General features: G+C 43.2%; 19 protein-coding genes and 1 pseudogene. 13 read left to right on the top strand and 7 right to left on the bottom strand.

Features of this window, described 5'->3' with window-relative positions; all coding sequences use genetic code 11:
• Positions 1-275 precede the first annotated feature (275 nt).
• The 5 genes from tldD to prmA all read left to right on the top strand — a co-directional run bounded on the left by tldD (position 276) and on the right by prmA (position 4,375).
• Positions 276-1,721, top strand: coding sequence for a metalloprotease TldD (gene tldD / locus RO21_RS07040; RefSeq protein ID WP_047977097.1), 1,446 nt, complete (start codon positions 276-278; stop codon positions 1,719-1,721).
• Positions 1,722-1,857: 136 nt separating this feature from the next.
• Positions 1,858-2,157, top strand: coding sequence for a helix-turn-helix domain-containing protein (locus RO21_RS07035; protein WP_053067735.1), 300 nt, complete (start codon positions 1,858-1,860; stop codon positions 2,155-2,157).
• Positions 2,142-2,450, top strand: coding sequence for a HipA N-terminal domain-containing protein (locus RO21_RS07030; RefSeq protein WP_047977096.1), 309 nt, complete (start codon positions 2,142-2,144; stop codon positions 2,448-2,450). Before RO21_RS07035 ends, RO21_RS07030 begins: the two co-directional genes overlap by 16 nt.
• Positions 2,451-2,452: 2 nt before the next feature.
• Positions 2,453-3,481 (top strand): HipA domain-containing protein, encoded by a 1,029-nt coding sequence (locus RO21_RS07025; RefSeq protein ID WP_047977095.1) that lies wholly within the window; start codon positions 2,453-2,455, stop codon positions 3,479-3,481.
• 9 nt (positions 3,482-3,490) lie between these two features.
• Positions 3,491-4,375 (top strand): 50S ribosomal protein L11 methyltransferase, encoded by an 885-nt coding sequence (gene prmA / locus RO21_RS07020; protein ID WP_047977094.1) that lies wholly within the window; start codon positions 3,491-3,493, stop codon positions 4,373-4,375.
• A 4-nt stretch (positions 4,376-4,379) separates the two neighbouring features.
• Here prmA and pdxH read toward each other — a convergent pair whose 3' ends face one another.
• The 6 genes from pdxH to fkpA all read right to left on the bottom strand — a co-directional run bounded on the left by pdxH (position 4,380) and on the right by fkpA (position 7,474).
• A complete protein-coding gene (gene pdxH / locus RO21_RS07015; protein WP_047977093.1) occupies positions 4,380-5,009 on the bottom strand; it encodes a pyridoxamine 5'-phosphate oxidase in 630 nt (209 codons plus the stop codon).
• 9 nt (positions 5,010-5,018) lie between these two features.
• Complete coding sequence (locus RO21_RS07010; protein WP_047977092.1) at positions 5,019-5,285, bottom strand: DsrH/TusB family sulfur relay protein; 267 nt, start codon at positions 5,283-5,285, stop codon at positions 5,019-5,021.
• 8 nt (positions 5,286-5,293) lie between these two features.
• A complete protein-coding gene (gene tusC, locus RO21_RS07005; protein ID WP_047977091.1) occupies positions 5,294-5,665 on the bottom strand; it encodes a sulfurtransferase complex subunit TusC in 372 nt (123 codons plus the stop codon).
• Position 5,666: 1 nt separating this feature from the next.
• Positions 5,667-6,020, bottom strand: coding sequence for a sulfurtransferase complex subunit TusD (gene tusD, locus RO21_RS07000; RefSeq protein ID WP_047977090.1), 354 nt, complete (start codon positions 6,018-6,020; stop codon positions 5,667-5,669).
• The gene (locus RO21_RS06995) at positions 6,020-6,676 is read right to left on the bottom strand and encodes a helix-turn-helix transcriptional regulator (RefSeq protein WP_047977089.1); all 657 of its coding nucleotides are present in this window, start codon (positions 6,674-6,676) and stop codon (positions 6,020-6,022) included. The genes tusD and RO21_RS06995 overlap by 1 nt, the downstream gene beginning before the upstream one ends.
• A gap of 84 nt (positions 6,677-6,760) precedes the next feature.
• A complete protein-coding gene (gene fkpA, locus RO21_RS06990) occupies positions 6,761-7,474 on the bottom strand; it encodes an FKBP-type peptidyl-prolyl cis-trans isomerase (RefSeq protein ID WP_047977088.1) in 714 nt (237 codons plus the stop codon).
• 103 nt (positions 7,475-7,577) lie between these two features.
• On the opposite strand from fkpA, the gene RO21_RS06985 reads away from it, so the two are divergent.
• The 3 genes from RO21_RS06985 to mtnN are packed head-to-tail and all read left to right on the top strand — an operon-like array spanning position 7,578 to position 9,165.
• On the top strand, positions 7,578-7,802 hold the full coding sequence (locus tag RO21_RS06985) for a SlyX family protein (RefSeq protein WP_047977087.1): 225 nt from the start codon (positions 7,578-7,580) through the stop codon (positions 7,800-7,802).
• 17 nt (positions 7,803-7,819) lie between these two features.
• Positions 7,820-8,473, top strand: coding sequence for a thioredoxin domain-containing protein (locus tag RO21_RS06980; RefSeq protein ID WP_047977086.1), 654 nt, complete (start codon positions 7,820-7,822; stop codon positions 8,471-8,473).
• Positions 8,473-9,165, top strand: a complete 693-nt coding sequence (gene mtnN, locus RO21_RS06975) for a 5'-methylthioadenosine/S-adenosylhomocysteine nucleosidase (protein ID WP_047977085.1) — start codon at positions 8,473-8,475, stop codon at positions 9,163-9,165. The genes RO21_RS06980 and mtnN overlap by 1 nt, the downstream gene beginning before the upstream one ends.
• Before the next feature lie 118 nt (positions 9,166-9,283).
• On the opposite strand, the gene RO21_RS06970 is transcribed toward mtnN, so the two are convergent.
• Positions 9,284-10,249 carry a Gfo/Idh/MocA family protein gene (locus RO21_RS06970; RefSeq protein ID WP_047977084.1) on the bottom strand — a complete coding sequence of 322 codons (966 nt, stop codon included), beginning with the start codon at positions 10,247-10,249 and terminating at the stop codon, positions 9,284-9,286.
• A gap of 119 nt (positions 10,250-10,368) precedes the next feature.
• Between RO21_RS06970 and RO21_RS06965 the strand changes: the two genes are divergently transcribed.
• The 5 genes and pseudogenes from RO21_RS06965 (at position 10,369) to RO21_RS06945 (ending at position 18,054) form a co-directional block, all read left to right on the top strand.
• Entirely contained in the window at positions 10,369-11,478 is a 1,110-nt protein-coding gene (locus RO21_RS06965) for an MBL fold metallo-hydrolase (RefSeq protein WP_047977083.1), read from the top strand.
• Positions 11,479-11,659: 181 nt separating this feature from the next.
• Complete coding sequence (locus RO21_RS06960) at positions 11,660-13,219, top strand: type I restriction-modification system subunit M (RefSeq protein ID WP_047977082.1); 1,560 nt, start codon at positions 11,660-11,662, stop codon at positions 13,217-13,219.
• Between the two features lie 348 nt (positions 13,220-13,567).
• Positions 13,568-14,212: pseudogene (locus RO21_RS12855) on the top strand (restriction endonuclease subunit S); the annotation flags it as partial.
• Between the two features lie 49 nt (positions 14,213-14,261).
• Entirely contained in the window at positions 14,262-14,861 is a 600-nt protein-coding gene (locus RO21_RS12850) for a restriction endonuclease subunit S (RefSeq protein ID WP_206539770.1), read from the top strand.
• A gap of 85 nt (positions 14,862-14,946) precedes the next feature.
• Positions 14,947-18,054, top strand: a complete 3,108-nt coding sequence (locus RO21_RS06945; protein WP_047977079.1) for a type I restriction endonuclease subunit R — start codon at positions 14,947-14,949, stop codon at positions 18,052-18,054.
• Positions 18,055-18,508 lie beyond the last annotated feature (454 nt).

Below are 18,508 nucleotides of genomic sequence, written 5' to 3'. Positions count from 1 at the left end.
GGCTGTTTAGTGATTAGCCGTCTCTTCTCAATCAAAACCCGGTCGTTTCTGACTGGGTTTTCTTCTTTCAATATGTGTAACAGCCTTTCATTTTTTATTCCACTTATTACAACCTAATTTAACATTCTCCCTAATTTATCTCGTTTTATTTGTTTAGATTATCTTAGTTGGGTTTATTAGGATTGGCGGATTTCACTTCGCCAATTTGCAAATTTCCCTTACAATCTCCCCGCTTGTAACGGCTCAAACGAGCCTTTGATTTTTCAGGATTATCAATGTTAAACCACGTTTCAAACAGCCTGCTCCAGCCGAGCGGGCTACAGTTAGCCGATTTAACCCGTGTGTTAGATCATTTTTCCTCCCGCCAAATTGATTACGGCGATCTCTATTTTCAATTCAGCCAAGATGAGAGCTGGTCGCTGGAAGACAGTATCATCAAAGAAGGCGGATTTTATATCGACTGCGGCGTTGGTGTGCGAGCGGTATCCGGTGAAAAAACCGGCTTTGCTTACGCAGATCAGATCTCACTAAATCAGTTGGAACAGTGTGCGATGGCGGCACGCAGCATCACACAGCAGCCTGCTAAATTAACGGTGCAGCCGTTTCGGGCAACGCAGGCGGTGAAACGCTATGCCTCAATCAACCCTTTGGATACCCTAAGCCGTGAGCAAAAGGTCGAATTGTTGCATTTGGTGGATCGCACCGCACGCAGTGCTGATCCGCGCGTGATACAGGTAAACGCTAATTTATCGGCAATTTATGAGGAAATGCTGGTGTGTGCCACTGACGGCACACTTGCCGCCGATATCCGCCCTTTAGTGCGTTTGTCCGTATCGGTACTGGTGGAGCAAAACGGCAAACGTGAACGTGGCAGTGCCGGTGCGGGCGGGCGTTTCGGGCTAAATTGGTTTTTTGAACCGCACTACACGGGCGACAGCCGTGCGGTTTACTTAGCGACAGAAGCGGTACGGCAAGCGATTGTGAATCTAGCCGCCGTGCCTGCGCCCGCCGGTTCAATGCCGATTGTATTGGGCGCAGGTTGGCCGGGTATTTTATTACACGAAGCGGTCGGACACGGTTTAGAAGGGGATTTTAACCGTAAAGAATCCTCTCTGTTTAGCGGCAGAATCGGCGAGCAGGTTACCTCGCCGTTGTGTACGATTGTAGATGACGGTACGGTGGCGGATATGCGAGGGTCGATTACGGTGGACGATGAAGGTGTGCCTTCGCAACGTAACGTCTTGATTGAGAACGGTATTTTGAAAGGCTATATGCAGGATAAACTCAACGCACGGTTAATGGGGGTTGCACCGACCGGTAACGGCAGACGGGAATCTTACGCCCACTTGCCGATGCCGAGAATGACCAATACCTATTTAACCGAGGGGCATCACGAGTTTGACGAGATGATCGAGTCGGTCGAGTTCGGGCTGTATGCGCCGCACTTTAGTGGCGGGCAGGTGGATATTACCTCCGGTAAATTTGTCTTCTCAACGGCGGAAGCGTATCTTATCGAAAAAGGTAAAATTACCCGCCCGGTAACAGGGGCAACTTTGATTGGCAGCGGTATTGAAGCAATGCAGCAGGTTTCGATGGTCGGCAAAAATATGGCGCTTGATCTCGGTATCGGGACTTGCGGTAAAGAAGGGCAAAGCGTGCCGGTCGGCGTTGGGCAACCAACCGTGAAACTGGATAAAATCACCGTTGGTGGACGGGGTTAGTAATTTCCTAATCGGGTTATATATGACCTTTTGTCAATCATTTTTTGACAAAAGGTTTTTTTATGGTATTTTGTCTTAGTATTAGCTCATTTTTAATCTTTTTTGCCTTTTTATACTGTTATAAGGTTTATCTGTGATGCGTGAAAATATCCTTTCTCTCATATCTGAATTGAAAAACCAGTTAGAGTTGGAAGCCGAGGCATTAGCTAATCGGCAGGACATTCAAGAGATTAGCGGTAATGATCTTATGAAAATTGGCAATGTATTAAATGAAAAGCGTAAAATGCTACGCTTAGATCTACAAAGTTTGGAATGGCAAACAGGGGTTTCTCGCTCGACCTTAAAAAGAATGTTTAAAGATCCTAGCCAAGTGAAATTTATGAGTCTAGTGAGGGTCGCCGAAGCATTGGGGATAAGATTATGTTTCGTCAAGTAACGGTGATTCTATATGGTAAAAAAATTGGCTATTTACGGCAGGAAGATACAGACTTTACTTTTGAATACTTATCGGATTACGAAGGTATTCCGCTTTCATTAAGTTTTCCTGTGGAAAAGAGGGTATTTCATTCGGCTGTTCTATTTCCCTATTTTGCTTCGTTAGCACCGGAAGGGTGGTTAAGATCTCGTGTGAGTGAATTACAAAAGATTGATGAAAAGGATCTATTCGGTATGCTGATTCAAAATGGCAGCAATTTACTCGGCGCAGTGCAACTGATTGCGGGAGAATAAAAATGAGATGCCCTATTACATTAAAGCCGTTATTAGCAACAGAATATGACATAGGATATAGTCGTAAAGGGCTGAAAGCATTAACCGACAATGCTAAGTTTAATCCAATGCTGAATTTTGATAGCCAATCCTTTGAAAACCGGTGTCCGCTTAAGCAGAAAGGAATGAGTATTTCCGGTTATCAGCCTAAATTACAGCTTATTATTCAACATAATCAGTTTGATATTATAGATTCAAAAGGCGATTTTATTTTAAAGCCTTCACCGACAAACCGTTATCCTTTTTTGGCGGAAAATGAACACGCCACAATGCAAGTGATGAATGCATTAAAATTTAATGTGCCGGAAAACGGGTTAGTTTATTTTAAAACGCAAGAACCGGATAAAAGAGAATATGCGTTTGTGATTAAACGTTATGATCGGGTGAATGGCGAGGCTGTACATCAAGAACAGCTTGATGGTGCAATGGGAATTGCGGAAAAATATGGCAAAATTAAAGCGGATGGCGAGCAATATATTAGCTATGAAAGAGCAGTCAAATTTATTTTAGACAATGTAAGCGATAAGGATTTAACGGTCAAAAAAGATCTTTTCTTACGGATTGTATATGCTTATTTGCTTGGCAATAATGACTTGCATTTACGCAATTTTTCATTAATCGCTACTCAAGATCATCTTATTTCATTAGCGCCTGTATATGATTTTGTGTCGGTAAAGCCCTATCCCGAATCGTTCAGTGATCGACTTGCACTGCCTTTGTTAGAGAAAGAAGAAGGGGGGCAACAGTTAGCGCACGGGTTTGAAACAAAATACGGCTGCTATTTAGGAATGGATTTTGTTGAATTTGGCACAAAGATTGGGCTAAGTGAAACATTAGCGAAAAATTTATTGATAAATTTGGTTAAGTCGAAGGAAAAAGTGATTGCGATTTACCAACATTCCTTTATGCCTAAAAAGCATATTGAACAAGTGATTGAGTATTATCAGCAGCGATTATATTATTTGCAAATTTTTAATGAGCCTAAATTATAAGGAACAACTATGGCGTGGGTACAAATTCGTTTAAACAGTACGGATCAACAGGCTGAGCAGATCAGCGATTTTTTAGTAGAGATTGGGGCGGTGTCGGTAACGTTTATGGATAGCCAAGATACGCCGATTTTTGAGCCGCTGCCGGGGGAAACTCGGTTATGGGGTAACACGGATGTGGTCGGTTTGTTTGATGCGGAAACGGATATGGCTGTTATCGTTGAGGCGTTAATAACCAGCCGTTTGGTTGCGCCGGATTTTGCCCATAAAATTGAGCAGATTAAAGATAAAGATTGGGAACGGGAGTGGATGGATAATTTCCATCCGATGCAGTTCGGCAAGCGGTTATGGATCTGCCCAAGTTGGCGGGACGTGCCGGATCCGAGTGCGGTGAATGTGATGCTCGATCCCGGTTTGGCATTTGGAACAGGCACGCACCCGACAACGGCGTTGTGCTTGGCGTGGTTGGACAGCTTGGATTTAACCGGTAAAACGGTGATTGATTTTGGGTGCGGTTCGGGCATTTTGGCAATCGCAGCGTTGAAATTGGGGGCAAAAGCGGCGATTGGGATCGACATTGATCCGCAAGCTATTTTAGCCAGTCGCAATAATGCACAAGCCAATAATGTAGCGGACAGATTGCAACTTTTCCTTGCCAAAGATCAGCCGGACAACTTGCAAGCCGATGTGGTGGTGGCGAATATCCTTGCCGGCCCGCTCAAAGAGCTTGCACCGACTATCACGACCTTAGTGAAACCGCACGGCGAGCTGGGTTTGTCGGGGATTCTTGCCAGCCAAGCGCAGTCGGTTTGCCAAGCCTATCAATCTGCGTTTGTGCTTGATCCGGTGGCGGAAAAAGAGGAATGGTGTCGCATCACTGCGGTGAAAAAAGCCTAAGCGGTTAAGGTGAAAGCCGTACCTTTTGCCACTGCTCTGCGGTTTTTTGATAGCAAATGCGATCGTGCAGGCGGCTTGGTCTGCCTTGCCAAAATTCAACGTAGTTTGGGCGGACGAGATAACCGCCCCAGTGATCCGGTTTTGGGACGCTAAGCGGGTGTTTAAGCGCAAATTTTGCCGCCCGTGCCAGTAGCCATTGCTTATTTTCGATCGGTTGGCTCTGCTCGCTTGCCCAAGCACCGATTTGGCTGGTGTAAGGGCGGGAGTGGAAATAATCGGTCGATGCCTGTTCACTGATCGGGGTAATGTCGCCCTCAACCCGCACCTGCCGTTCTAATTCCGCCCAGAAAAAATTAAGGGCGACATAGGGTGCTTGGCTGATATTTTGCCCTTTGCGGCTGTGGTAGTTGGTGAAAAAAATAAACCCTTCCTGATTGACTTCTTTCAATAGCACAATGCGGCTGACGGGTCTGCCGTTTTCCACGGTGGCAAGATTCATCGCAGTCGGCTCATTAACTTTTGCTTGAATGGCTTCATTGAGCCATTGTCGGAATTGGGTGAGCGGCTCGGCGGCGCATTGCGATTTGGAAAGTTGCCGTTTGCTGTATTCTTCACGGATATGATGCAGATCCATCGGGTTCTCCTAAAGGGCGATTTGCGGGAAGTAACGCTCCGTGAGCGATACCGCCTCAGCCAGTGAGATCACGGGGAAATCGGTACGCAGCCCGCGGGCGTTCAGATCGTTCTCCAGTATAAACAGATTCGGGATTTTTGCAAAAAGTGCGGGGGATTTGACCGCTTGCAGCACGCCGTTTTGCCACAGAAGTACCGCGTCTGTCTCGGTGATGTTTGCGAGCAATCGGTGAAGGTCGTGCGGATCATAGTGTGCTTGGGAGAAAGTGTAGAGCATAGCCGTTCCTAGAAAGTGAGAATTTTTTCCGCCCGTTGTAAAACGTCGTGGATCTGTGGGCGATCGAGAAAGATCGGCGCAGATAAGATCCAATCGCACTGTTCAAGTTGCCGATCCAAAACGGACGGTTGGCAGATAAAACAGTGCTTGAGATCGTAGAGTTCAATCAGTTTAAAGGCGGCGATATGATCTTTTTGCAGAATTAAATTCGGCGTTTGATGAGCGAGTAAATTGAATACGCCGTCATCAATAAAGCAGATCGCAATATCGTCTTCATCGCAAAAGGCACTGGCGGCGAGTAATGCGTCTAGCCCTTCACGGCTGACGCTGCTACCGAACGGTGGTTGGGTAAATAGAAAAGCGAGTTTGTAGGTTTTCATTTTAAAACGTCAGAAGTCGATCGGCTTTCAGCACTGCTTGGCTAAATTCACCCAGACCGGCAAGGGTGAAGCCTGCTGCCAGATTTTCTGCCACAATGCCCCGCCGTTGGGCTGCCGAGATGCAGAGATGCAGCGACAAGCGGTGGGTTTGTGCCAATTTTTGCCAACATTCCACCAAATTCACTTCATCATTTGCCGGATTGACGAACCGATTGGCATTGGTTACGCCGTTTTGAAAGAAGAAAATTTGGCTGATGTGATGCCCTGAGCGGAGTAGTTGTTCGGCAAATTGATAGGCTAAAAATGCCCCCTGCGTGCCATATACGCCGTGTTTGATTGCCATCACATAACGCATTACTCTTGATCCTGCTTCATTTGGCGAATGTAGAGGTAAACGGTATGGCGTGAGATGCCGAGCCGCTCTGCCACTTGGTTAATCGCATCTTTAATATCGAAAATCCCTTTTTCAAACAAGGCACTGACGATATGGCGGTTTTTATTGTTGTTGGCAATGGTGCGATCAGTGGTGATTTCTTCCACGGTGGATTCAATCGTCTGGGCAACCAAATCTTCCACCGAGCTGGCGAAATTGACTTTCGTATCCGTTTCCGGCGGTGCAATAAAGCTGGTGAGAAATTGCGAGACCGGCACATCTAAATTGATGTTGATGCAGATAAGCCCGATAACGTGCTGTTTGCCGTTACGGATCGCAATGGTGATCGATTTCATCAGCACGCCGCCTTTAGCACGGGTGAAATAGGGTTTGGAGACGCTGTCCGTCTGCATATGGTGGAGCGACCACAACGCGCGGTCGGTAATCGGTGAGCCGATTTTACGGCTGGTATTATGCCCATTGACGATGTAGATCGCCGAATGTTCCAAAAATTCCAACGAATGTAGCACGATTTCGCAATGGTCGCCGATCAGCGCAGCGATGCCGTCCACCACCGGAAAGTAGGAGGCAAGTATGGCGTGGTCTTCGTCAGAAAAAGGGGTAAAGTGTGATGTCATAGCACTGAAAAGGGTTAAGAACCTTTTGCAAGCGGTCGGTTAGCCCCGATGTTTTGCAAAAGGTTCGGCTTGTATTAATCGTGATTATTTCGCCGGTTTGAAGTCAAGTAATTCAATCTCGAATTTTAAGGTTGAATTTGCCGGAATTTTCCCCGCTTGGCGATCGCCGTAGCCCAATGCCGGCGGCACAACGATTTCCATTTTACCGCCTTTTTTCAACATTGGAATTGCCTCTACCCAACCCGGAATAAGTTGGTTTAATTGAAACTCGATCGGCTCGCCACGATCGTAGGAGCTGTCGAACACTGTGCCGTCCGGTAGTGTGCCTTTGTAATGCACTTTGACGGTATCTTTCGGCTCCGGCGATTTGCCTTCCCCGGCTTTTTCAATTTTATAAAGTAAGCCTGACTCACTTTTCTTCACGCCGGCTTTTTTGGCGTAGTCGGCACGGAATTTATCACCGGCTTCTACGGTCGCTTTGCTTTTTTGCGCTTGGATTTTTTCTTCTTCCGCCATCAAATAGCTGTCTAAGGCTTTCAGTTGTTTTTGTAGCTCCTCATCGCTGAGTTTGCCGGTTTTCTTTAAGGTATCTTGTACGCCGTCAATGATACGCTCTTGGTTGTAGGAAAAAATCTCTTTTTGTGAGCTCATCACGCCTTCGATATTTTTGCCCATTAAGACGCCGACCGCGTAGGACGAGTCGTCCACAAATTTGGAGTCGGCTTTGTCGGCTAACGCAAGCGGGCTGGCTAACATTGCGGCAACCAGTGCCAGGGTAGAATGTTTTGTTTTTAACATAAGATTTCCTTGTAATTGCGGGGAAGCCCCGAAAAATGATTTCTCAAACAAAGAGGGATAGGGTAAAGTGTATTGCCGTTTATGACAACTTTTTTATGAAAAAATGCCGGAAAATTTAAAGAATTTATGGGGTTATTTGACCGAGCTTGAAACCAAAGTGGCGTTTCAAGAACAGACGATTGAGGAACTTAACCAAGCCTTAATTATCCAACAATTTGCTTTGGATAAGTTACAACATCAGGTGCGTCATTTAGCCGAGAAGCTTCAAGGGGTGCAGACGAGCAATGTGGCAAGCCAAGCGGAAGAAACACCGCCACCCCATTACTGATAAGGAGCAATAACACGATGAAAAAAAGATGGGCGCTATTATTAGCCGCCTTTGCAATCAATGTGCAGGCAGCACAGCAAAGTGAGGCAGAGCCGCTCTTTAAAGACGGGAAAGGCTATTATTCCTATAAAACACCGCTCAAGATTTCGCTACCGAAAGATAAAGTCTTAATTCAATATTTTTACAGCTACGGTTGTGATGTGTGTTTGAGCGGCGATGATTATTTGAAAAATTATGCCGCTCGGCATCAAGATAAAGTGGTGTTGCAGCGTTCGCCTGCCTTTGAAAAAGGCAATGCCTTTTCCGCCAGAATGAATGCGACCTTTGCGGAGTACGGTCGGTCGGAGTTAAGTGATCTATTTCTGTTTGACAGTGCCGGACAAAAGCCGGAGCACAGTTTAACAAAGAGTAATCAGCTCATTGAAAAATGGCTGCTGAAACACAATGTGAATCTGCGCCGATTTCAAGATCTGTTTCACTCGGCGGGGGTGGAAAAACGGGTAAACGAGGATGTACAACGCTACAAAACCTACTCGCCGCCAATGATCCCTATGGCAATTTTGGACGGTAAGTATATTCTCATCAGCAACACGCTATATAACGATGATTATACTTACGCAGTCTTGGATTTTTTAGTCGATAAATTACAACAAGAAAGAGAGGTAAAATAATGAAAATTGGTATTATCGGTGCAATGGCACAGGAAATTGAGATTTTATTAGGTTATATGCAAGAACCGAAATTAACGGAAATTGCCGGCTGCAAAATTTACGAGGGCAAAATTAATCATACGCCTATTGCATTATTACAATCGGGCATCGGCAAAACAGCGGCGGCAATCGGCACAACATTATTGTTGCAACTGACTAAGCCGGATATGGTGATTAACACAGGCTCGGCGGGCGGGCTTGATCCGCAATTAAATGTCGGCGATATTGTGATTTCAACGGAGGTGCGTTATCACGATGTGGACGTAACAGCCTTTGGCTATGAAAAGGGGCAACTGCCGGCAAATCCGGCGGCGTTTGTTGCGGACGAACATTTAAGAGAGATAGCGGTAAAAGAAACCCAAAAAGCCGGTTTTAATGCGGTATCAGGGTTAATTTGTAGCGGTGATCTGTTCGTGAACGGTAGTGAAATGATCAACCGCATTCGCCGTGATTTCCCGCGTGTAACCGCAGTCGAAATGGAAGCGGCGGCAATCGCACAAACTTGCCACGCCTTTGGTGTGCCGTTTGTGGTGGTGCGGGCAATTTCCGATGTAGCGGATAAAGCCTCGCATTTGTCTTTTGAGGAATTTTTACCCCTAGCCGCCGAAAAATCGTCCGCCATTGTGTTAGCAATGCTCTCCCGATTGAGCTAATCGGAACAAGCGGTAAGATAGTACCGAAAATGTGCAAAATGGGGCAATCCGTTTAACAGATTGCCCTATTTTTATGTGTTGTAAAAAAGTGGGAGTAACTCACCGCTTGTGAGATGGGTTAATCTTGCACAAAAATGCCCTGTTGGCGGCGGGCTTGGTCGAGAATATCCATCACGGCTGCGCTAATATCAAGCATCTGCTCGGTGGTGCTGTGGTCTTGTTCGTCAATGATTCGGATAAACTGTTGAAATTCCGGCAACATTCGGTGTGGGGTGTCAAAGGTATAGTGTGCTGTTTCGCCATTGTTGAGATTTACGCTGAAGTGCTGCATTTGGTTGGCGGGTGCTGAGATAGTGATGTTGCCGTTATCGCCTTGAATAGTGAGCATCACGGGCGCTTGGCAATCTTTTGCGCCAATGCAAACAGCTTGGAAATGGTGAAAATTCAGCAGTAACACACCGCTTGTATCAATGTGGCGGGTCAGATTGGCGGCGTAATAGCAATTTTGCGGCTTGCCAAACAGCCCTATGGCGAAATGCAGATTGTAAACATTGAGATCCATCAATGCGCCGCCCGCTTGTTGCGGGTCGAAAACCGGCGGCGTTTCACCGGCTTTGAAGCGATCGTAACGGGAGGAATATTGGCTGTAATTGAGGCTGACGATTTTGATCTGTCCGAGCCGTGCCAAGTGGTTTTTGAGTTCGCAATAGGCAGGCAGATAGTGTATCGTTACCGCCTCAATCAATATTTTATTCTGCTGTTTAGCGAGTTGGCGAAGCTGCCGAAATTGGCGAGCGTTGGCGGTGATCGGCTTTTCCAAAATCACGTGTTTACCCGCAGCCAGAGCTTGCTCGGCAAAGGGGGAATGCAGATGGTTCGGCAGGGCGATATACAGGGTATCCACCTCGCTTTGCAGCAGAGCGTGATAATCGGTATAGCTGTGCCGAATCCCGTGTTGTTGGGCGAGCTGGGCGGTTTTGGTCGGATTTCGTCCGAAAAGTGCTACGTCATCTAGGTTAAGCTGCGTCAATAGCGGTAAAAATTCTTGCACGATCATTCCCGTGCCGACAATGCCAAGTTTCATTTTGATTTCTCCGAGCGGGATAGTTTGCAAAAAAGTGTAACATAATGACCGCTTGCGTGGAAAATTGCGATTTTTACCGAACAGGGTACAATGCCTTTTTCCCCAATACGGAGTAAAAAATGGTCAAAAATATGCTACTGTGCATCATCGGTGTGGTCGGGGGATTGGCTTTGGCGGTGTATCTGTTTATGCAAACTAAACCCTTTGGCAAGCTGCCGAGCGGTGAGCGGCTGCAACGGGTTGAACAATCGCCCCATTACCGAAACGGTGAATTTCAGAATTTGTCGCCGACCCGTGTGCAATCAAGAGGCAAATCCCGTTGGATCACCTTTTATGAATTTGTGTTCGATAAGATCGACAATCTTAAACCGAGCCAACCGATTCCGAGTATCAAAACCGATCTCCACAGGTTGCCGCCCGATCAAAACTGGTTTGTGTGGTTTGGGCATTCTTCCTATTTGATCCAATTGGACGGCAAGCGTTTTTTGGTCGATCCGGTGCTGGTGGCAGGCTCGCCGTTGCCGTTTCTCAACAAAATGTTTGACGGCGCTAACCCATATTCACCGGCGGATATGCCGAACATTGATTATCTGGTGATTACTCACGACCACTGGGATCACCTTGATTACCAAGCCGTGAGCGAATTACAGCCCAAAGTCGGCAAGGTGATCACCAGCTTAGGTGTGGGGTCGCATTTAGAATATTGGGGCTATCCGGCGGAAAATATTATGGAGCTGGATTGGTATGAGCAGGCGGATTTAGCCGAGAATTTACAGATCACCGCCTTGCCGAGCCGCCATTTTTCGGGACGGGGGTTGAAAGGGAATCAAACCCTGTGGTCGTCTTTTATGTTGCAGGGCAAGCGGGATAATCTCTATTTAGGCGGCGACAGCGGCTATGACGACTTTTACCCAGCGATTGGCAAACGCTTCCCCCATATCACCCTTGCGATTATGGAAAACGGGCAGTACAACGCCGATTGGGCGAATATTCATATCCAACCGCACGAGCTGGTACGGGCAATTCAAGAGTTAAACCCGCAAACTGTGATCGGCGTGCATAACGCCAAGTTTGCCTTGGCAAAACATAGCTGGAAAGAGCCGATGGAACGCCTTGCCGATGCCGCCGAGCAGCACCATCTTCCCCTTGTTACGCCAATGATCGGCGAAGTGTTTTATTTCAATCAACCGAAACCGCCGATTAAACGCTGGTGGCAAAAGATAAATTAACCAGCGTATTCATTATTATTTCGAGGGCTATCAGCAATAACATTCTTGCAAAAGAGTGCAACCGTTAAGGTTAATTTGCGTTAGCCCTTTTATTTTTTATCTTCCACAGACAAGCGGGCTGATTTTCAGTAGAATTTGCAAAATTTTTCATAAAACCTACCGCTTGAAAAACGAGGAAACAATGAGCAAAGAACAAGAGCGTGCAGAATTACATAAAACTATTTGGGCTATCGCAGAAGAATTGCGTGGGAGCGTAACAGGTTGGGATTTTAAATCCTATGTATTGGGAATGCTATTTTATCGCTTTATTTCTGAAAACCTAACGAACTATATCAATCAGGGGGAATGGAAAGCCGGTAATCCTGATTTCGACTATGCCAAATTAGATAATCAAACGGCGGAATATGGTCGGGAGCAAACGGTGCAATCCAAAGGTTTTTATATTTTGCCGAGCGATCTTTTTGAGAATGTGCAACAAAATGCCCCATTACATCAAGAAGATCTGAATGAAATTCTGAGCCGAGTGTTTAAAAATATTGAAAATTCTGCGCTAGGTGAAGAAAGTGAGGACGATTTCAAAGGGCTGTTTGCCGATATTGATGTCAATAGCAATAAGCTCGGCTCAACAGTGCTGAAGCGTAACGAACGGCTGGCCAAAATTCTCAATGCGGTTGCTTCCTTAAAATTGGGCGATTATCAAGAGAATAACAACGATCTATTTGGTGATGCCTACGAATACTTAATTGCAATGTACGCTAGCAATGCGGGAAAATCGGGCGGTGAGTTTTTTACGCCGCAGGAAGTATCGGAATTATTGGCGAAAATAGTGATTGGCGATAAAACACACATCAACAAAGTCTATGATCCGGCGTGTGGAAGCGGGTCGTTATTGCTGAAATTTGCCAAAGTGCTGGGTAAAGATAAGGTTCGGCAAGGCTTTTTCGGGCAGGAAATCAATATCACTACCTACAACCTTGCCCGTATCAATATGTTTTTGCACGATATTAACTACGAAAAATTTGATATAGCCCTAGGTGATACCCTTATCGAACCACACCATTGGGACGATGAACCTTTTGATGCGATTGTTTCCAACCCGCCTTACTCAATCAAATGGGAAGGAGATAATAACCCGCTCTTGATTAACGACCCCCGTTTTGCACCGGCAGGTATTCTTGCACCAAAAAGTAAGGCGGATTTGGCCTTTACGATGCATATGCTCCATTGGCTGGCGACCGACGGCACGGCGGCAATCGTTGAGTTCCCCGGCGTATTGTATCGGGGCGGAGCAGAGCAGAAAATCCGCCAATACCTCATCGATAACAACTATGTGGATACCGTAATCCAGCTACCTGCCAACCTGTTTTTTGGCGTTACCATTGCAACTTGCATTATTGTGCTGAAAAAGAGCAAAGCCGATAATGCTGTTCTCTTTATTGATGCAAGCGGTCAGTTTGTCAAAGGCGGTAACAAAAATAAACTCTCTGAGGAGAATATTGCCACCATTTATCAAGCGGTAAAACAACGGCAAAATCAACCGCACTTTGCCGAGCTGATTGAAAATAAAAAGATTGGCGAAAACGACTATAACCTCTCTGTTTCAAGCTATGTTGAGCAAGAAGACACGAGCGAAAAAGTGGATATTTCCGAACTCAATGCCCGTATCGCCAATATTGTGAAACATCAATCCGAACTGCGTACAGCCATTGATAAAATTGTGGCGGAGATTGAGGGAAAATGATGAAACCGATTTCCAATACTTTTGAACGTAACTAATTAAATATTAAGTCAGCACTTTCTAGAATGGAAATAGTTTAAATGGAAGGTTGAAGAATCTAAAAGCTACTAATGACGGTTAGGCAAGAGCGGTCGATTTCTGGATGATTTTTACGGTATTATGTAGCAAATGCACAAAAATAGACATTTTAACAGAATGTAGGGGCATACTGCGTGTGTTCTTTATAAAAATCAAATTATTTCAATAGGTTAAAACCTGGACACACGCAGTGTGTCCCTACAAGCGAATAAAAAACAACGTTGTGCAACTGCTACATAATATTGGATTTTTACAAAATAACGAGAAAAGAGAATGAACGAAATTGAAAAAATGATAGAAACTCTTTGCCCTGATGGGGTGGAGTTTAGGACATTAGATGAATTAGGGTACTTTTATAGTGGTTTAACAGGGAAAACAAAAATCCACTTTGAAAATGGAAACTATAAATATGTTACTTATATGAATATTTATAAAAATCCTGCCTTGAATACGAATATAACCGATACAGTTAAAATAGCTGAAGGTGAAAATCAAAATAAAATAGAATATGGAGATATATTGTTTACAGGCTCATCTGAAACTGCTGATGAGTGTGGTATGTCATCAGTAGTTAATGAAAAAATAAATGAAGATATATATTTGAATAGTTTTTGTTTTGGTTTTAGATTAAATAGAGTAAGTGATTTCTCCCCTGATTATTTAAAACATCTTTTTAGAAGCAGAAATTTAAGAAAGCAAATCTCTCTTACTGCTAGCGGAGTAACCAGATTTAATATTTCTAAAAAGAAATTCTCTAAAATAGTTATCCCTGTCCCCCCACTCGAAATTCAACAAAAAATTGTAAAAGTGCTTGACATTTTTACCGAGCTGGAGGCTACGCTGGAGGCTACGCTGGAGGCAGAATTATCCCTGCGGAAAAAACAATATGAGTATTACCGAAATAAACTCTTGACCTTTGATAATATAACTGATAGGGGGGTACGGAAGTAACCCCATTTGGCAGCGTTTGGCAGAACTTTGTCCGCAAGGTGTGCCAATGGTGGCGTTGGGGGAGGTTTGTAAGTATGCTAAAAATCGTATTGGAGCAGAAAGATTAAATTCAGAAAATTATGTAGGAGTAGATAATTTATTACCTAATAAACAAGGGAAGAAATCATCTGATTATGTGCCAATAGAAGGTAATTTAATTGCTTATGAGTTAGGCAATATTTTAATTGGCAATATTCGTCCATACTTAAAGAAAATCTGGTTGGCGGATAATTACGGCGGAACAAATGGTGATGTATTAGTTTTTCAACTAAGAGAAGAGTATAAAAATAAATTATTGCCCAAATATTTATATTATGTTTTATCATCCGATTTATTTTTTGCGTATGATACTCAACATTCAAAGGGGGCAAAGATGCCTCGTGGAGATAAAACTGCAAATATGAAATATGAATTTTCACTTCCTCCACTCGAAATCCAACAAATGATCGTCGATATTTTGGATAAATTTGATAAATTGGTAAATGATTTAACCACAGGCTTGCCTGCGGAAATCAATGCACGTCGGCAGCAGTATGAATATTATAGGAATACACTTTTAACCTTTAAAGAGAGATAAATTTATCTCCATCATTGGCATTATTTCAATTTCTTGAATTATGATTAGCTTATTATAGAAAACTAAACAATAAACGAGGCAAAAAATGAACTATCTTGATTTGGTATTGGAAAATCCTGAAAGCACGGTAGTGGCAAAATATGAGCGGGATAATGCTGTTCAGGAAGATAGCTATCAGAGTGAAGCACAGCTTGAACAAGCCTTTATTCAGCAACTGACTTCGCAAGCCTATGAGCGTTTATTTATCCATACCGAGCAAGATTTAATTGCCAATTTACGCCGTCAGTTAGAGCGGTTAAATCATTATGCGTTTAGCGAAACCGAGTGGAAACACTTTTTTAATGAAGTGATTGCCAATAAAAATAGTAATATTGCCGATAAAAGTGAAATCATTCAACAAGATGAGATCCAGCTTTTAAGCCGTGATGACGGTACAATGAAGAATATTCGTTTAGTGGATAAAGAGGATATTCACAATAACCATTTGCAAGTGCTAAATCAGTATGAAGTGAATGATATGCCTCGTCAAAATCGCTATGACGTTACTGTATTGGTGAACGGTTTGCCGTTGGTGCATATTGAGTTAAAACGGCGTGGGGTCGATATTCGGGAAGCCTTTAACCAAATTAATCGTTATCAGCGGGAAAGTTTTTGGGCGGGTAGCGGGCTGTTTGAATATGTTCAGTTATTCGTGATTTCTAATGGTACGCTCACTAAATATTATAGTAATTCAACCCGTGATAGCCATTTAAAAGAGCAACGCAATAGTCATCGGCGTAAGCAGAAAACCAGTAACAGTTTTGAATTTACTTCGTGGTGGGCAGATGCGGAAAATAAGCCGATTACGGAGTTGATGGACTTTACCAAAACCTTTTTTGCCAAACATAGCTTGCTTAAAATTCTATTTCGCTATTGTGTGTTCACATCTGACCGCTTGTTATTAGTGATGCGTCCTTATCAGATCGTTGCTACCGAGCGTATTTTAAATAAGTTACAGATTGCACAAAATTATAAGCAATTCGGTTCAATCGATGCAGGCGGTTATATTTGGCATACAACGGGGAGTGGTAAAACTTTAACCTCATTTAAAACGGCGCAACTTGCCAGCCAGTTACCTTTTATTCATAAAGTGTTGTTTGTGGTCGATAGAAAAGATCTCGATTATCAAACCATGAAAGAGTATGACAAATTCCAGCAAGGGGCGGCGAATAGCAATACCAGCACCAAAATTCTTGCCAAGCAACTGGGCGACCCTAATGCCAAGATTATTATTACGACCATTCAAAAACTGGTGATATTTATTAAACGCCACGGTAGCCACGCTATTTTTAATGAAAATATTGTGCTTATTTTTGATGAATGTCATCGTTCACAATTTGGTGAAATGCACCAAGCGATTACTAAAGCGTTTAAAAAGTATGCGTTATTTGGCTTTACGGGGACACCGATTTTTGCCCAAAACGCACAGCAACAGTCATCAGCATTTTCACCATTACAGACCACAACGGCACAGACGTTTGGCACAAAGCTCCATACTTATACGATTGTGAATGCAATCGCAGATAAAAATGTGTTGCCGTTTCGGGTGGATTATGTCCGTACGGTGAAAGAAGCTGATAATGTGGAAGATAAGAAAGTTGCCGATATTGATCGGGAGCGGGCGTTGAACGCCCCTGAACGTATTCATAATATTGTCGCCTATATTTTACAGCACTTTGCTCAGAAAACCCTTCGCAATAAATCTTACTTTTTTAACCGCTTGTCAAATATTGAACATCTTGCTTCTGCCACAGATCGCCGCTCAATAGAAGAAATCAAAACGAAAATTCGTCTAAGTGGTTTTAACTCGATTTTTGCCGTGAGTTCAATTGATGTGGCAAAGCACTATTATCAAACATTCAAACAGCAACAAGCACAATTACCTGAAGCACAAAGGCTAAAAATTGCTACGATTTTTAGCTACGGCGCAAATGATGAGCTTGATGATGACAATATTGACGATGAGAATTCAGAAAATACTGAAGGGCTGAGCGTGAGTCATCGGGATTTTTTAGACAATGCGATTGCCGATTACAATCGGTTATTTAATACCAATTACGATACATCAGCGGAAAAATTCCAAAATTATTATCGTGATGTATCGTTGAGAATGAAAAATCGTGAGATTGATTTGTTAATTGTCGTGAATATGTTTTTAACGGGCTTTGATGCGACAACGCTCAATACGCTTTGGGTCGATAAAAACTTGAAAAATCACGGCTTGCTACAAGCCTATTCCCGTACCAATCGGATTTTAAATTCGGTAAAATGCTTTGGAAATATTGTTTGTTTTCGCAATCTGGAAAAAGCAACTAATGACAGTATTGCTTTATTTGGTGATAAAGAAGCTGGCGGTTTAGTGTTGATGAAACCCTTTAAGGATTACTATGAGGGTTATGAAGACAATGGAAAGAAACGGCGTGGTTATAAGGATATTGTTGCGGAGCTTTTAGAAAAATTCCCTGTTGGTGAGTGCATTGAAAGCGAAAAAGCTAAAAAAGAATTTATTAAGCTGTACAGTAGTTTTTTAAAATTACAAAATATTCTTTCTGTGTTCGATCAATTTAAGAGCTTAGAGATTTTGACGGAGAGGAATATCCAAGACTATCATTCACTTTATATTGATCTTTACGAAGAGTTTCGTAGCACGAAAGAGGACGATGCAGAAAATATTAATGATGACATTGTTTTCGAAATGGAATTGATCAAACAAGTGGAAATTAATATTGATTATATCTTAGAGCTTATCCGTCAATACCATATTAAAAATGGTGAGGATAAAGCGTTGCTGATTAACATTGAGAAAGCGGTTGATTCCAGCGTGGAGCTACGCAATAAAAAAGGTTTAATTCAAACCTTCATTGCTTCGTTAACACCAAATGCAGAATTTGAGGAAAGTTGGCGTTTTCATATTGAGCAAGCGAAACAAAAAGAGCTTGATGAAATTATCGACAAAGAAAATCTTAACCCTGAAGCAACACATCAATTTGTAAACAGTGCGTTTGAAAATGGTATATTTAGTGAAGCAGGCACGTTGATTGATAAAGTCTTGCCGCCGATGTCTCGTTTTACGCCAGATAATCAACGCAGTAAAAAACGTCAAACGGTTCTTGCGAAACTGAAAAGCTTTTTTGAACGGTTTTTGGGGATCTAACGACGTTCTAACATTAGAGATTTGATTGGTAGTTGAAATAAATGAACATAAAACTGCTAGACGTTATGTAAGAAGATTTAGGAAAACAGCCGATAATTTAGACTAAAATGGTTGATTTTGATTCTATTTTCACCAAGCGGTAAGATTTTTCGATTTTTTTGCAAAATTTTCTCAAAAACTGCTTGCATTGTTTTTCATTTTCCCTATAATGCACACCACACAACGACGCACTGTTGTGAAGAAGTTAAATTATGCGGTGCGTCGTTCTTTTTTGCTCTTTAACAACGTATCAGACAATCTGTGTGGGCACTTGTTGACGGATTTTAAAAGATTATTTAATTTTGAAGTCTTGATAAGTGCTTAACTTGAAATTCGTTTTAATGATTTTATTTTAATGTTTTTATAGTCAGTATTTATTGAGCGATTGAACTTTTTTGAATTGAAGAGTTTGATC

The sequence above is a fragment of the Muribacter muris genome (assembly GCF_001038205.1).
Taxonomy (GTDB): Bacteria; Pseudomonadota; Gammaproteobacteria; order Enterobacterales; family Pasteurellaceae; genus Muribacter; species Muribacter muris.
Note: the sequence above shows the minus strand (reverse complement) of the source record. Positions and strands in the feature narration are given on the sequence as shown.

Bases quoted from the DNA above. Each gene is read 5' to 3' on its own strand.
- RO21_RS07025 (WP_047977095.1), top strand. From the start codon at position 2,453: ATGAGATGCCCTATTACATTAAAGCCGTTATTAGCAACAGAATATGAC.
- RO21_RS07035 (WP_053067735.1), top strand. From the start codon at position 1,858: ATGCGTGAAAATATCCTTTCTCTCATATCTGAATTGAAAAACCAGTTA.
- tusD (WP_047977090.1), bottom strand. From the start codon at position 6,020: ATGCGTTATGTGATGGCAATCAAACACGGCGTATATGGCACGCAGGGG.
- RO21_RS06960 (WP_047977082.1), top strand. From the start codon at position 11,660: ATGAGCAAAGAACAAGAGCGTGCAGAATTACATAAAACTATTTGGGCT.
- RO21_RS07030 (WP_047977096.1), top strand. From the start codon at position 2,142: ATGTTTCGTCAAGTAACGGTGATTCTATATGGTAAAAAAATTGGCTAT.
- fkpA (WP_047977088.1), bottom strand. From the start codon at position 7,474: ATGTTAAAAACAAAACATTCTACCCTGGCACTGGTTGCCGCAATGTTA.
- RO21_RS06980 (WP_047977086.1), top strand. From the start codon at position 7,820: ATGAAAAAAAGATGGGCGCTATTATTAGCCGCCTTTGCAATCAATGTG.
- RO21_RS06970 (WP_047977084.1), bottom strand. From the start codon at position 10,249: ATGAAACTTGGCATTGTCGGCACGGGAATGATCGTGCAAGAATTTTTA.
- prmA (WP_047977094.1), top strand. From the start codon at position 3,491: ATGGCGTGGGTACAAATTCGTTTAAACAGTACGGATCAACAGGCTGAG.
- RO21_RS07010 (WP_047977092.1), bottom strand. From the start codon at position 5,285: ATGCTCTACACTTTCTCCCAAGCACACTATGATCCGCACGACCTTCAC.
- RO21_RS06995 (WP_047977089.1), bottom strand. From the start codon at position 6,676: ATGACATCACACTTTACCCCTTTTTCTGACGAAGACCACGCCATACTT.
- tldD (WP_047977097.1), top strand. From the start codon at position 276: ATGTTAAACCACGTTTCAAACAGCCTGCTCCAGCCGAGCGGGCTACAG.
- mtnN (WP_047977085.1), top strand. From the start codon at position 8,473: ATGAAAATTGGTATTATCGGTGCAATGGCACAGGAAATTGAGATTTTA.
- RO21_RS06945 (WP_047977079.1), top strand. From the start codon at position 14,947: ATGAACTATCTTGATTTGGTATTGGAAAATCCTGAAAGCACGGTAGTG.
- RO21_RS06985 (WP_047977087.1), top strand. From the start codon at position 7,578: ATGCCGGAAAATTTAAAGAATTTATGGGGTTATTTGACCGAGCTTGAA.
- RO21_RS06965 (WP_047977083.1), top strand. From the start codon at position 10,369: ATGGTCAAAAATATGCTACTGTGCATCATCGGTGTGGTCGGGGGATTG.
- pdxH (WP_047977093.1), bottom strand. From the start codon at position 5,009: ATGGATCTGCATCATATCCGTGAAGAATACAGCAAACGGCAACTTTCC.
- tusC (WP_047977091.1), bottom strand. From the start codon at position 5,665: ATGAAAACCTACAAACTCGCTTTTCTATTTACCCAACCACCGTTCGGT.